This window comes from Streptomyces sp. NPDC020299, from assembly GCF_044387825.1.
GTDB lineage: Bacteria > Actinomycetota > Actinomycetes > Streptomycetales > Streptomycetaceae > Streptomyces.
Map to the genome: position 1 here is coordinate 763,870 of NZ_JBIRWL010000001.1, position 12,413 is coordinate 776,282.

Here is a 12,413-nt window from a genome sequence, read left to right on the forward strand (position 1 = left end):
GGTGACGCGGGCATCGGTCCGTACGAGGATGGGCCGCATGTCTGAGACCAAGAGCCCGTTGCCCCGCGAGGTCGCCGACGCCTACGTCGACGAGCTCATCGCCCTCGACCCGGTGATCGGTACCTACCTCGGCGTCAAGGAGAGTTCGAGCAGGCTGCCGGACCTCTCCCCGGCCGGTCAGGAGGCCCGGGCGGAGCTGATGCGCGCCACGCTGGCGCGGCTCGAAGAGGCCGAGCGCCGGCCCGGCGCGGACAGTGACCGGGAGCGCCGCTGCGCACGGCTGCTGCGCGAGCGGCTCACCGCCCAGCTCGCGGTGCACGAGGCCGAGGAGGGCCTGCGCCAGGTCGGCAACATGGCCACGCCCGGGCACGAGGTGCGGGACGTGTTCACCATCACGCCGGCGCAGACGGAGGAGGACTGGGCGGCGATCGCCCAGCGGCTGCGCGCGGTGCCGGGCGCGCTGGCGGGCTACCGCGAGTCCCTGGCGCTCGGTCTGGAACGCAAGCTGTACGCGGCGCCGCGCCCCACGGCCACGTTCGTCGAGCAGCTCACCGAGTGGTCGGACACGGACGGCGAGGGCCGCGGCTGGTACGAGGACTTCGCCGCGGCGGGTCCCGAGACGCTGCGCACCGAGCTGGACGACGCCGCCCGCGCGGCGACCGGGGCCGTGGTGGAGCTGCGGGACTGGATGCGGGACGTGTACGCGCCGGCCGTCGAGGGCGCCCCGAACACGGCGGGCCGCGAGCGCTACGCCCGCTGGGCGCGCTACTACAACGGCACCGACCTCGACCTGGACGAGGCGTACGCGTACGGCTGGGCCGAGTTCCACCGCATCCTCGGCGAGATGCGGCAGGAGGCCGAGAAGATCCTGCCCGGTGCGGAGACGCCGTGGGTGGCGCTGGCGCACCTGGACGGGCACGGCCGGCATGTCGAGGGCGTCGACGAGGTCCGCGACTGGCTGCAGGGCCTGATGGACCGCGCGATCGAGGAGCTGGACGGCACCCACTTCGAACTCGCCGAGCGGGTGCGGAAGGTGGAGTCCCTCATCGCGCCGCCCGGCGGTGCGGCGGCCCCGTACTACACGGCCCCGTCGCAGGACTTCACGCGCCCCGGCCGCACCTGGCTGCCGACGATGGGCCGCACCCGGTTCCCGGTGTACGACCTGGTCTCGACCTGGTACCACGAGGGTGTCCCGGGCCACCACCTCCAGCTCGCCCAGTGGGCGCACGTGGCCGAGGACCTCTCCCGCTACCAGGCCTCGGTCGGCATGGTCAGCGCCAACGCGGAGGGCTGGGCGCTGTACGCGGAGCGGCTGATGGACGAGCTCGGCTACCTCTCCGACCCCGAAGAGCGGCTGGGTTATCTGGACGCGCAGATGATGCGGGCCGCGCGGGTCATCATGGACATCGGCATGCACCTGGAGCTGGAGATCCCGGCGGACTCGCCGTTCCACCCCGGTGAGCGGTGGACGCCGGAGCTGGCCCAGGAGTTCTTCCTGCGGCACAGCAGCCGCCCGGCGGACTTCGTGGAGAGCGAGCTGACCCGCTACCTGACCATTCCCGGCCAGGCGATCGGCTACAAACTGGGCGAACGGGCCTGGCTGCGGGGCCGGGAGAACGCCCGCGAGCGGCACGGCGACGCCTTCGACCTCAAGGCCTGGCACATGGCGGCCCTCTCCCAGGGCTCGCTGGGCCTCGACGACCTGCTGGACGAAGTGTCCCGGCTCTGACCCGTCACTCACGTCATAAGTCGCCGCAACTGCACCAGCCCCAGCCAGGTCTCGGGGCCCGGCTTGGCGTAGGTGGCGCGGACCGCGTACCGGCCGGGCTCCAGCGGGACCCGCAGGTGTTCGGTCCGGTCCGTCTCCGTGCCCGGCCATGCCGAGTCGAAGAGGAGGACCGGGCCGGGCACGTCCCAGCGGACCTCGTGCTCCCAGACGGCCGTGTCGAGGGCGGCGGGGACGCCGGCCAGCAGCTCGTCCTCGGAGCCCGCGGCGCCCCAGCGGACGAAGGTCCCGTGGTCGGGGAGGAAGGAGGTGGACGCCGGTTCGTCGCCGAGGACCAGGGCCGCGCTGTCGCCGACCGGGAGCAGACCGACGTACCCGTCGACCTCGCACGCGCGGTCGTAGTCCGTGGCCAGGTCCTCGCCGTCGGCGCCCGCCCAGAACGGCAGCACCGTCTCCGGAACCGCCACCAGCGGGCCGCCGCCCGACTCCACCCACTCCACCGAGCCTGGTTCCGCGTATCGCGCCATGGGCAGAGAACCTAGCAGCCGGCTAGCAGCCGCAGTTCCCCGCCACCGGGGCGGTCAACGGGTCCGCGGCACGGCGCTCGCGGCCCTGCCAGGTCTCGAACTCGAAACCCTCACGCACCCAGTACTCGAAGCCGCCGAGCATCTCCTTGACCTGGTAGCCGAGGTCGGCCAGGGCGAGTGCGGCGCGGGTGGCGCCGTTGCAGCCGGGACCCCAGCAGTACGTCACCACCGGCACGGCCCTGTCGAGGAGTTGCCCGGCCTGCTCGGGAATGAGCGCGGTGGGGAGGTGGACGGCGCCGGGGACGTGGCCCTGGTCCCAGGACTCGGTGGAACGGGAGTCGAGGACGGTGAAACCGGGGTCGCCGCCGGCGGCGAGCGCGGCGGCCACGTCGGAGACGTCGGCGTGGAAGGCGAGGCTCGCACGGAAGTGAGCGGCGGCCGTGGCCGGGGCGGCGGGGGCGACGCGCAGGACGGGGCTCACTGATGTGGTGGTGGTCATGGCGGAAATCTATGGCCGGTGACCCGCTTCCTGAAGTGAGCATCCACGGCCTTCCCCTTGATCGACCGGGGTTTCCCCTGCTATCCATCCGACATGACCGTGTATTCCCCGGACGCCACCGACTGGCGCATCCTCGAGATCCTCCAGCGTGACGGACGCGCCGGCTACGCGGAGCTGGCGCGCGCCGTCTCCATGTCGCCGAGCGCGGTCACCGAGCGGGTGCGCCGGCTGGAGGAGGCGGGCGTCATCCAGGGGTACGCGGCCGTCGTCGACCCCGAGCGTCTCGGTCTGTCCATCCTGGCGTTCGTGCGGCTGAGGTATCCGAACGCCCACTACAAGCCGTTCCACGACCTGGTCGCGGCGACCCCGGAGATCCTGGAGGCGCACCACGTCACGGGCGACGACTGCTTCGTCATCAAGGTCGCCGCGCGGTCCATGTCCCATCTGGAAGAGCTCTCGGGGCGGATCGGCGCGCTGGGCTCGGTGACCACCAGTGTCGTGTACTCCTCACCCCTGCCCCGGCGTCCGCTGGGGCGCTGACCTCAGCGGACGCCGCGCTGCCGCAGCGCCGACCCCGTTCTGCCCTTGACGACCTCCAACTGCGCGTGGATCCTGCGGCGCAGGTCGGCGACGTGACTGACGATGCCGACGCTGCGGTCGCGTTCCCGCAGGGAGTCGAGGACGTCGAGGACCTCGTCGAGGGTCTGGTCGTCGAGGCTGCCGAAGCCCTCGTCGATGAAGAGGGTGTCCAGCCGCACCCCGCCGGCCTCGTCGGTGACGACGTCCGCGAGGCCGAGGGCGAGCGCGAGGGAGGCGAAGAACGTCTCGCCGCCGGACAGTGTCGCCGTGTCCCGCTCGCGGCCGGTCCAGGCGTCGACGACGTGCAGCCCGAGCCCGCTGCGTCCGCGTCCGCTGCGGTCGGCGGAGTGCACGAGGGTGTAGCGGCCGGAGGACATCCGCTGCAGGCGTGCGGTCGCGGCGGCGGCGACCTGTTCCAGACGGGCCGTGAGCACGTACGACTCCAGGCGCATCCGGCGTTCGTTGTCGGCGGAGGTACCCGCGGTGAGGGCGGCCAGTCGGGCCACCCGCTCGTACTCCTCGCGCAGTGGCGCCAGCCGTCGTACGCCGTCTGCCGCGCGGGCGGAGAGCCGGTCCAGCTCGGCGCAGCAGCGGGCCGCGGCGTCGCACGCGGAGGCGGCCTCGCGCAGCCGCCGGGCGGCCCGCCGCGCGGTCTCCTCCGCCGCCGTGGGGTCGGCGGGCGGCTGCTGGGCGGCGGCTGCCGTGTCGGGTTCCGCCAGCGCGGCCCGTACGGCTGCCTCCTCGGACTGCCAGGCGTCCAGACGGTGTTGCAGCTCCCGGTGGGCCGCGTCGTCGAGCAGCGCGGCGGCCGCGGCCTGCGGGGTGTCGAAACCGGCGCGGTAGGCGGCGTCGGCGAGCCGGGCGTCGGCGTCCTTGAGGCGCTGGGCGGCGTCGGCGGCGGCGCGCGCGGTGTCGGCGGCGTCGGTGAGCAGCGCGGCCCGCCGCTCCAGCTGGGCGGCCCGGGCGGCCACGCTGTCGGCGCCGCCCCGGGCCTGGGCCAGTTCCTGTTCCAGGGTGGCCCTTTCGCGGTCGAGGGCCTCGCGCCGGGTGAGGTGTTCGGCGGCGCGGACCTGGGCCTGCTGCCGGTCGGTCAGGCGGCGCTCGCGTTCCTGCTCCGCCAGCCGCAGCTCCTCGTGCGCCGCGTGCAGGGCCGAGGCGGCCCGCCGCGCCCGCGTGTACTCCTGCTCCAGCTCGTCGGCCTGGGCGGCCAGTTGAGCGGTGGGGGTGTCGCCGGCCTCGGCCGTGGCGGCGGCCAGCGCCTCCCGTACGACGCCGAGGCGCCGTTCGTCGCCGGCACGCTGTTCGTCGGCCCGCTGGTGGGCCGCGAGGGCGCGGTCTTCCGCCTCGCGGTCGACATGCCCCGCGAACTTCCGTGCGGGCGACGGGTGTTCCGTGGCCCCGCAGACGGCGCAGGGCTCTCCTTCGGTGAGGCCGGCGGCCAGTTCGGCGGCGATGCCGCCCAGCCGCTGCTCCTTGAGGTCGAGCCAGTGCGCCCGCGCCTCGAGGGCCCGGTGCTCGGAGGCGAGGGCCGTGCGCTGCGCCTCGTCGGTGTCCCGGCCCAGCTCGTCCCGCAACCGTGCCGCCTCCAGCCGTCGCCGCGCGGGTTCGCGCTGTACGGCGAGCTGTTCGGCGCGGGTCGCGGCCTCCTGGGCGGAGTCGATACGGGCCTGGACCCCCGCGCGGGTGGCGTCCCAGTCGGCGAGCCAGGCCTCGGCCTCCCGCAGGACGTCCTCGTCGTCCCGGTCCTGCCGGTCCAGCCGGCCGCGCTCCTCGACGACTTCGGCGAGCCTCCGCTCGGCCCGGCGCGCGGACTCCAGGCCGCCCAGTTCCTCGGCGGCCCGGCGGGCGGCGGTCGCGAGCCCGGTCGCGCCGGCGTCCGCGAAGGTCTCCGGCAGCAGCGCACGCGCCTGTGCCTCGGCGGCCGACGCCCCGCGGTGCCCGGCCTCGGCCGCCTCCCGCAGCTCCAGCGCCGGCGCCACGGCCTCCGCCTTCCGCCCCCGCTCCATCCGCTGCTGGTCCTCGCGATGGGCGCCGGCCCGCTCCTCCAGCCGTCCGGCGCGCTGCCGTGCCTCGGCGAACCGGCCCTGCAGCCGCGCCAGTTCGCGTACGTCGGTCAGCGCGAGGTCGGCGGCGGCCTGCGCGGACTCGGCGGCGGTGAGGCGGCAGTGGGCGAGGGTGAGCCGTTCGCGGGCGGTGCTGCGGGCCACGGCGGCGGCGCCCAGGACGGCCTCGGCGAGGCCCGGTTCGCCGGGGGCCGGCTCCGGCAGCTCCATGGCGTCGCCGGCCTCCTGCTGCATGCGGTGCGCGTCGGCCAGCAGCGCGGCGTCCCCTTCCCGCACCCGGGCCTCGGTCGCCTTCCTGCGCTCGGCGAGGCGTTTCTCGACCTCGGCGAAGCGCCGGGTGTCGAAGAGGCGGCCGAGCAGCCTGCCGCGGGCCTCGGCGTCGGCGCGCAGGAAGCGGGCGAAGTCGCCCTGGGGCAGCAGGACGACCTGGCAGAACTGCTCGCGGCTCATGCCGAGGAGCTGCTCGATCTCGTTGCCGACCTCCTGGTGGGACCGGCTGAGGTCCTTCCAGGCGCCGGCCGTGGCGTCGTACTCGCGCAGCCAGGTCTGGGCCTTGTCGACCGTCGTGCCCTTGCCGCGCAGCTTGGGGCGTTCCCACGGCGGCTGCCGGGTGATCTGCAACCGCCGCCCGGCGACGGTCAGTTCGAGGCACACCTCGGTGCGGGTGGCCGCCTCGGCGTGGTCGCTGCGCAAGGTCATGCCCTGATTGCCCTGCCGGGCGCCGGGCACGGCGCCGTACAGCGCGTAGCACACGGCGTCCAGGACGGAGGTCTTGCCCGCGCCGGTGGGTCCGTGCAGCAGGAACAGCCCCGCGGCGGACAACGCGTCGAAGTCGACCGTCTGGTTCCCGCCGAACGGCCCGAAGGCGGTGATGTCGATCCGGTGCAGTCTCACCGGGCCACCTCCCGCACCGCGTCGTCAGCACGCACGGCGTCGAACGCCTCGCCCAGCACGGCCCGTTCGTGCTCGTCGGGCCCCGCGCCGCGCACATGGGCGACGAAGTCCTCGGCGATCTGCCGGTCGCTGCGGCCCGCCAGGCGCCGGGCGTAGGAGACGGCGGGGTCGTCGGGGGCGCGCTCGGGGGCGAAGACGAGGCTGAGGGTGTGCGGGAAGCGCTCGGAGAGGCGGGCCATGGGGTCGGCGGGGCGGACCGCGTCGGTCAGGGTGGCCTCGACCCAGGCGTCCTCGTGCCGGGCCAGTGCGGGGTCGGCGAGCAGGTCCTCCAGAGCGCCGCGGACGCGGGCCAGCGGGCGCGGCACGGGGCAGTCGACACGCTCGGCGGCGACCGAGCCGTCGGCGGCCAGGTCGACGAGCCACATGCTCTTGCGGTGGCCGGCCTCCGAGAAGGAGTACGCCAGCGGGGAGCCCGAGTAGCGCACGCGCTCGGTGATGGCCTGACAGCCGTGCAGGTGACCGAGGGCCACGTAGTCGACGCCGTCGAAGACCCCGGCCGGTACGGCGGCCACCCCGCCCACGGTGATGTCCCGCTCGCTGTCGCTGGCCTCGCCGCCGGTGACGAAGGCGTGCGCGAGGACGACGGAGCGGGTGCCGGGCGCGCGGGCGGCGAGGTCGGCGCGGACCCGTTCCATGGCGGCGGCCAGGACAGCCTCGTGACCCGCCTTCCCCACCGCGAACTCGTCCTTGACCAGGGCCGGTTCGAGGTACGGCAGCCCGTAGAAGGCGACGTCTCCGAAGGCGTCGGCCAGCACGACGGGCGTCCCGCAGGCGGACGGCTCGGTCCGCAGGTGGATGCCCGCGCGCCCGATGAGGCCGGCGCCCACGCCGAGCCGGCGGGCCGAGTCGTGGTTGCCGGAGATCATCACCGTGGGCACGCCCAGCCCGGCCAGCCGGTGCAGGGCGTCGTCGAACAGCTCGACCGCGGCGAGCGGGGGGACCGCCCGGTCGTAGACGTCGCCCGACACGACGACGGCGTCCACGTCGCGCTCCCGCACAGTGGTGACGAGGTGACCGATGAACTCGGCCTGGGCGGTGAGCATGTTCACCCGGTGGAACGCCCGGCCGAGATGCCAGTCGGAGGTGTGCAGCACTCTCAAGAAAACACTCCGGCTCGTCGTCAGCAGCCACCACGCTAACGCCTGTCGGCCACTGATCCATCACGGATCTCAAATTCCGTCCGCATCAGCTGCCGTTCGGGCGGAAATGTCCGTCATGCGTCCCCGTAGGCCTCCCCGCCCAGTTCGAACGCGGCCGTCCCCGCCGTGGCATCGGCCAGCCAGGCGCGGAAGGCGTCCACGTCGGCGTCCGGCAGGCCGATCTCGATGGTGACCGCCTCCGCGTAGCGCACGTCCCGCACCTCGCGTCCGGTGGCGTGCAGGTCGTTCTGCACCTTGCCGGCGCGCTGGTGGTCGACGGTGACCGTGGCCAGCCGGAAGCGGCGCCGGGTGCGGGTGCCGACCGCGTCCAGGGCTTCGCCGACCGCACCGCCGTAGGCCCGGATGAGGCCGCCCGCGCCGAGTTTGACCCCGCCGTAGTAGCGGGTGACGACGGCGACGACGTACCGCATGTCGCGGCGCAGCAGCATCTGGAGCATGGGCACACCGGCCGTGCCGCCCGGTTCGCCGTCGTCGCTGGCCCTCTGCACGGCGGCGTCGGCGCCGATGACGTACGCCCAGCAGTTGTGCGAGGCGTCCGCGTGCTCCTTGCGGACCGCGGCGACGAACTCCTGGGCCTCCTGCTCGGTGGCCGCCGGGGCGAGGGCGCACAGGAAGCGGGAGCGGTTGACCTCGGTCTCGTGCACGCCCGCGCGGGCGACTGTGCGGTACTCGTCCTGCATCCGGCCAGCCTATGCGCAGCCGTGCGGACGCCCCGCGCCCGGCGGCGCTAGCCCTTCTTGCCCCGGGGCACCGTCAGCGAGGTCAGCAGTGCCGTGCCCGGGGCCAGGGTCCGCCAGGAGGGGCCGTACCAGGTGAGGTCGGCGATGGCCGAGGTCGGGAACTTCGTGCGGACCCGGTCCAGGGAGTCGTCCAGGTCCTCCCCGGCGAGTTCGAGCACCAGGTCCTCCAGGCCGGGGTTGTGTCCGACGAGGAGCAGGGTGGCGACCTCGGACGGCACCTCCCGGACAGCCTGCAGCAGGTCCGGCACGTCGGCCGCGTACAGCCGCGGGTCGAACCGGACGGGGGGCGGGGTGCCCCACTCGGCCGAGGCCAGTTCCCAGGTCTGGCGGGCACGTACGGCGGTGGAGCACAGGGCGAGGTCGGGCAGCGGGTCGGCCGCCGCGAGGGCACGGCCGGCGGCGGGCGCGTCGCGGCGGCCGCGCGGTGCCAGCGGGCGGTCGTGGTCGGGGACGCCCGGCGGCCAGGCGGACTTGGCGTGCCGCAGGACGACCAGGCGGCGCAGCGGGCCGGCACCCGCGCGGGCGCTCACACGAGGCTCCCGAGATCGCGCACCAGGTCGAGGCCGAGGAGCCGGTCGGCGTAGGCGTACGTCTCGAAGCGGGCGCCGTCCGGCAGGCCCGGCTCGTCCTCCACCCAGCGCAGCACGCGCAGCACGCCGGGTACGTCCAGATCGTTCTCCCAGGCGGTGCGCAGCCGCCCGCGCACCTCCTCGGGGACCGGCCGCGACGGTTTCCGGGCCCAGCCGGCGACGGCCCGCCGCCAGCGCGCGAGGCTGCGGTCCGCCCCGTCGAGGGCGTCCGGGTCGAGCCGCAGGGCGGTCCCGTGGGGCGCGGCGAGCAGGGCCAGGCGCGGGACGGCGGGATCGGGGACGGCCTCCAGGGCGACGTGCCCCGTCACCGGAGCGACCCCGACCAGGACGGCCCCGCCGGCCGGGGGCCCCTCGGTCGCCTCTCCCGGTTGCTCCGCCACGTGGATGACCTGCGCCTCGCCCAGCCCCGCCGCGAGGTCCTGGCCGTCCTCGAAGGGCCGGATGCCGAGGGTGGTGCCGGCCGCGCGGAGTTCCGCCTGCTGCCGGGCTCCGGTGAGGATGGCCCAGACGGGGTGGCCGCCGAGTTCCAGGGCGCGGACGAGGACGTCGGCCACCAGCAGCACGCGCAGGGCCGAGGCGTCGAGGCCCGAGGCGTGCGCCTGGACGCGGGTCAGGCCCCGTCGGGCGGGAGCGGCCTCGACGGGCTCACCGGTGCGGGAGTCGATGATGCGGAGCACGGCCCGAGCGTAGGCGGACGGACGGCCGTATGCAGTCACTTGGCCGCGATCCGGGACATTGTGGCGGGTATACCAGGCACCCGGGCGGCTCTTTTGGACACTCCGGTGGGAATCACCGCCCGGCGGCCGCCGTTTCCGCCGAGGACACTCACCCCCGAGGCCCGAGGAGGCCGGACGTGTACGGCGACGCAGCGACCATCCGCAGGATCCTGTCCGAGCTCGGTGACACCTGGGCCGTCGTCGGCCTCTCCTCGAACCGGAGCCGGGCCGCGTACGGCGTCGCGGAGGTGCTGCGGCGCTTCGGCAAGCGTGTGGTGCCCGTGCACCCCAAGGCGGAGACGGTGCACGGCGAGCCCGGTTACGCCTCGCTCGCCGCGATCCCGTTCGAGGTGGACGTGGTCGACGTGTTCGTCAACAGCGACCTCGCCGGGCCGGTCGCCGACGAGGCGGTCGCCAAGGGCGCCAAGGCGGTCTGGTTCCAGCTCGGGGTGGTCGACGAGGCCGCGTACGAGCGGATCAGGGCGGCTGGTGTGGAGATGGTGATGGATCGGTGCCCGGCGATCGAAATTCCTCGACTGGGCCTGCCATCTTAGAGTGTCTTACTCTCTTCTCACATTGCGTGTCTGAATACGAACATTCCGTGTCGGTGCCTGACCTGTGCAAAGACTCAGCTCGCAACGTTCCAGGTGAAGAGTCAAAACTTCGTAAGCAGTCTTTTGCAGTTTCGAACGCATCCCTAATCTATGGCGGCATTGCTCGTTAAACCTGCGTTCAGAAACTGAGAGGCCACTTGACATGGTGAAAGTCGACCATGCTGTGCCGGAAGCCACGAAGAACCCCAGCGGTCTACGGAGGGACGTCGGGCTGATCGGACTGATGTGGGCCTCCGTGGGGTCCATCATCGGCTCCGGCTGGCTCTACGGCGCCGAGAAGGCGGTCGTGGTGGCCGGTCCCGCGGCGATCATCTCGTGGGTGATCGGCGCGATCGCGATCGTCCTCCTCGCGCTGGTGCACGCCGAACTCGGCGGCATGTTCCCCGTGGCCGGCGGCACGGCCCGCTACCCGCACTACGCGTTCGGCGGCCTGGCCGGCATGTCCTTCGGGTGGTTCGCCTGGCTCCAGGCGGCGACCGTCGCCCCGATCGAGGTCGAGGCCATGATCGGCTACGCCGGTCACTGGAAGTGGGCCCAGGGCCTCCAGCACGGTGACGGCACGCTGACGGTGAGCGGATTCCTCACGGCCGTCGTCCTCATGGCGGTCTTCGTCGGCGTCAACTTCTTCGGTGTCCGCGCCCTGGCGCACACCAACAGCGCCGCCACCTGGTGGAAGATCGCCGTCCCGCTGGGCGCGATCTTCATCATCGCCGCCGGCAACTTCCACGGGTCGAACTTCACCTCGGAGGGCTTCGCGCCGTTCGGCGCCAAGGGCGTCCTCGGCGCCATCAGCTCCAGCGGCATCATCTTCGCGCTGCTCGGCTTCGAGCAGGCGATCCAGCTGGCGGGCGAGAGCCGCAACCCGAAGCGGGACCTGCCGCGGGCGACCCTCGGCTCCGTCGCGATCGGCGCGGTGATCTACGTCCTGCTCCAGGTCGTGTTCATCGCCGCGCTGCCGCACGCCTCGTTCGCGCACGGCTGGGCCAAGCTGAACTTCGAGGGCATCAGCGGCCCGTGGGCGGGCCTGGCGACCCTGGTCGGCCTGGGCTGGCTGGGCTGGGTGCTGTACGTCGACGCGATCATCTCCCCCGGCGGCACCGGCCTGATCTACACCACCGCCACCTCCCGCGTCTCCTTCGGCCTGGCCAAGAACGGCTACGCCCCGAAGGCGTTCGCCAAGACCGACGAGCGCGGCGTGCCGTGGTTCGGCCTCATCATGTCCTTCGTGACCGGCGTGGTCTGCTTCCTGCCGTTCCCGAGCTGGCAGGAGCTGGTCGGCTTCATCACCTCGGCGAGCGTCCTGATGTACGCGGGTGCCCCGCTGGCGTACGGCGTCTTCGCCGACCGCCTGCCGAACCACGAGCGCCCCTACCGGCTGCCCGGCGGCAAGTTCATCTCCCCGCTGTCCTTCGTGGTCGCCAACCTGATCATCTACTGGGCCGGCTGGGACACCCTGTGGCGCCTGGGCTTCGCGATCGTCCTCGGTTACGTGCTGCTCGGCGGCTACGCCTGGTACGCCACCGGCAAGGGAATGGAGGACGCGCCCCGGCTGGACTTCCGCGCCGCGCAGTGGCTGCCTGCCTACCTGGTGGGCCTGGGCCTGATCTCGTGGCAGGGCGGCTTCGGCGGCCAGGGCCACATCGCCCTGTGGTGGGACATCCTGGTCGTGGCGGTCTTCTCGCTGGGCATCTACTACTGGGCCAAGGCGACCGCCTCGACGCCCGAGCAGATCGAGCAGAGCATCGACGAGGTCGTGGTCACCGACGCTCCGGCGCACTGACCCGGTCCCCGTACGACCAGACGGTGTCCCGTCCGCCACGGCTTCCCGGCCGCGGCGGGCGGGACACCGTCGTTACGGGGACGGCCGGCGGTCAGTCGTGCGGCGGGCGGTCGCTGAGCCGGTGGTCCGCCACGTTCAGCGCCTCGTCGACAAGGCGGCGCAGATGCCCGTCGCGCAGTGCGTACACCACCCGGCGGCCCTCCTTGCGGGTGTTCACCAGCCCCGCGAGCCGCAACCGGGCCAGGTGCTGGCTGACGGCCGGCCGGGCCGCCCCGCACGCCGCCGTGAGGGTCGTGACGTCCGCCTCCCCCGCCGTCAGGGCGTGCAGCAGCGCGAGGCGGGTGCGGTCGCCGAGCAGGGCGAGCAGTTCGGCGGCGAGGGCGAACTGTTCCTCGCCCGGGCTGCGCGGGTGCGCATGGTGCGCAGATGACAGGTGCATGCGTGCGCTCATACGCACATAATGGC

12 protein-coding genes are annotated in these 12,413 nt (G+C 73.6%); 4 read left to right on the forward strand and 8 right to left on the reverse strand.

The genetic code is table 11. The features are described from left to right. Positions 1 to 37: 37 nt before the first annotated feature. Positions 38 to 1,729 (forward strand): DUF885 domain-containing protein, encoded by a 1,692-nt coding sequence (locus ACH45E_RS03590; RefSeq protein ID WP_361435551.1) that lies wholly within the window; start codon positions 38 to 40, stop codon positions 1,727 to 1,729. A gap of 8 nt (positions 1,730 to 1,737) precedes the next feature. Here the strand turns inward: ACH45E_RS03590 and ACH45E_RS03595 are convergent, their stop codons facing one another. Both ACH45E_RS03595 and ACH45E_RS03600 read right to left on the reverse strand, forming a co-directional pair. Continuing rightward, positions 1,738 to 2,253: an immunity 21 family protein gene (locus tag ACH45E_RS03595; RefSeq protein ID WP_361435549.1), complete on the reverse strand. Its 516-nt coding sequence runs from the start codon at positions 2,251 to 2,253 to the stop codon at positions 1,738 to 1,740. A 22-nt stretch (positions 2,254 to 2,275) separates the two neighbouring features. Continuing rightward, positions 2,276 to 2,752, reverse strand: coding sequence for a rhodanese-like domain-containing protein (locus tag ACH45E_RS03600; RefSeq protein WP_361435547.1), 477 nt, complete (start codon positions 2,750 to 2,752; stop codon positions 2,276 to 2,278). Between the two features lie 93 nt (positions 2,753 to 2,845). Here ACH45E_RS03600 and ACH45E_RS03605 point away from each other — a divergent pair, with 93 nt between their 5' ends. Continuing rightward, positions 2,846 to 3,292, forward strand: a complete 447-nt coding sequence (locus ACH45E_RS03605; protein ID WP_361435545.1) for an Lrp/AsnC family transcriptional regulator — start codon at positions 2,846 to 2,848, stop codon at positions 3,290 to 3,292. 2 nt (positions 3,293 to 3,294) lie between these two features. On the opposite strand, the gene ACH45E_RS03610 is transcribed toward ACH45E_RS03605, so the two are convergent. The 5 genes from ACH45E_RS03610 to ACH45E_RS03630 form a co-directional block, all read right to left on the reverse strand. Continuing rightward, the gene (locus ACH45E_RS03610) at positions 3,295 to 6,288 is read right to left on the reverse strand and encodes an SMC family ATPase (RefSeq protein WP_361435543.1); all 2,994 of its coding nucleotides are present in this window, start codon (positions 6,286 to 6,288) and stop codon (positions 3,295 to 3,297) included. Beyond that, positions 6,285 to 7,448, reverse strand: a complete 1,164-nt coding sequence (locus tag ACH45E_RS03615; protein ID WP_361435540.1) for an exonuclease SbcCD subunit D — start codon at positions 7,446 to 7,448, stop codon at positions 6,285 to 6,287. Before ACH45E_RS03615 ends, ACH45E_RS03610 begins: the two co-directional genes overlap by 4 nt. Positions 7,449 to 7,561: 113 nt before the next feature. Then, entirely contained in the window at positions 7,562 to 8,188 is a 627-nt protein-coding gene (locus ACH45E_RS03620) for a YigZ family protein (protein WP_361435538.1), read from the reverse strand. 47 nt (positions 8,189 to 8,235) lie between these two features. Then, the gene (locus tag ACH45E_RS03625) at positions 8,236 to 8,778 is read right to left on the reverse strand and encodes a histidine phosphatase family protein (protein ID WP_361435536.1); all 543 of its coding nucleotides are present in this window, start codon (positions 8,776 to 8,778) and stop codon (positions 8,236 to 8,238) included. Then, positions 8,775 to 9,515 carry a hypothetical protein gene (locus tag ACH45E_RS03630; RefSeq protein WP_361435534.1) on the reverse strand — a complete coding sequence of 247 codons (741 nt, stop codon included), beginning with the start codon at positions 9,513 to 9,515 and terminating at the stop codon, positions 8,775 to 8,777. Before ACH45E_RS03630 ends, ACH45E_RS03625 begins: the two co-directional genes overlap by 4 nt. Before the next feature lie 176 nt (positions 9,516 to 9,691). Between ACH45E_RS03630 and ACH45E_RS03635 the strand changes: the two genes are divergently transcribed. Beyond that, positions 9,692 to 10,108 (forward strand): CoA-binding protein, encoded by a 417-nt coding sequence (locus ACH45E_RS03635; RefSeq protein WP_361435532.1) that lies wholly within the window; start codon positions 9,692 to 9,694, stop codon positions 10,106 to 10,108. A 202-nt stretch (positions 10,109 to 10,310) separates the two neighbouring features. After that, positions 10,311 to 11,948, forward strand: coding sequence for an APC family permease (locus ACH45E_RS03640; RefSeq protein ID WP_361435530.1), 1,638 nt, complete (start codon positions 10,311 to 10,313; stop codon positions 11,946 to 11,948). Positions 11,949 to 12,039: 91 nt separating this feature from the next. Here the strand turns inward: ACH45E_RS03640 and ACH45E_RS03645 are convergent, their stop codons facing one another. Next, positions 12,040 to 12,399, reverse strand: coding sequence for a metalloregulator ArsR/SmtB family transcription factor (locus ACH45E_RS03645; protein ID WP_361435527.1), 360 nt, complete (start codon positions 12,397 to 12,399; stop codon positions 12,040 to 12,042). Between the last annotated feature and the right edge of the window lie 14 nt (positions 12,400 to 12,413).

Excerpts from the sequence above, each read along its gene's own strand:
- ACH45E_RS03645 (WP_361435527.1), bottom strand. The coding sequence starts at position 12,399 with ATGAGCGCACGCATGCACCTGTCATCTGCGCACCATGCGCACCCGCGC.
- ACH45E_RS03605 (WP_361435545.1), top strand. The coding sequence starts at position 2,846 with ATGACCGTGTATTCCCCGGACGCCACCGACTGGCGCATCCTCGAGATC.
- ACH45E_RS03595 (WP_361435549.1), bottom strand. The coding sequence starts at position 2,253 with ATGGCGCGATACGCGGAACCAGGCTCGGTGGAGTGGGTGGAGTCGGGC.
- ACH45E_RS03620 (WP_361435538.1), bottom strand. The coding sequence starts at position 8,188 with ATGCAGGACGAGTACCGCACAGTCGCCCGCGCGGGCGTGCACGAGACC.
- ACH45E_RS03640 (WP_361435530.1), top strand. The coding sequence starts at position 10,311 with ATGGTGAAAGTCGACCATGCTGTGCCGGAAGCCACGAAGAACCCCAGC.
- ACH45E_RS03600 (WP_361435547.1), bottom strand. The coding sequence starts at position 2,752 with ATGACCACCACCACATCAGTGAGCCCCGTCCTGCGCGTCGCCCCCGCC.
- ACH45E_RS03590 (WP_361435551.1), top strand. The coding sequence starts at position 38 with ATGTCTGAGACCAAGAGCCCGTTGCCCCGCGAGGTCGCCGACGCCTAC.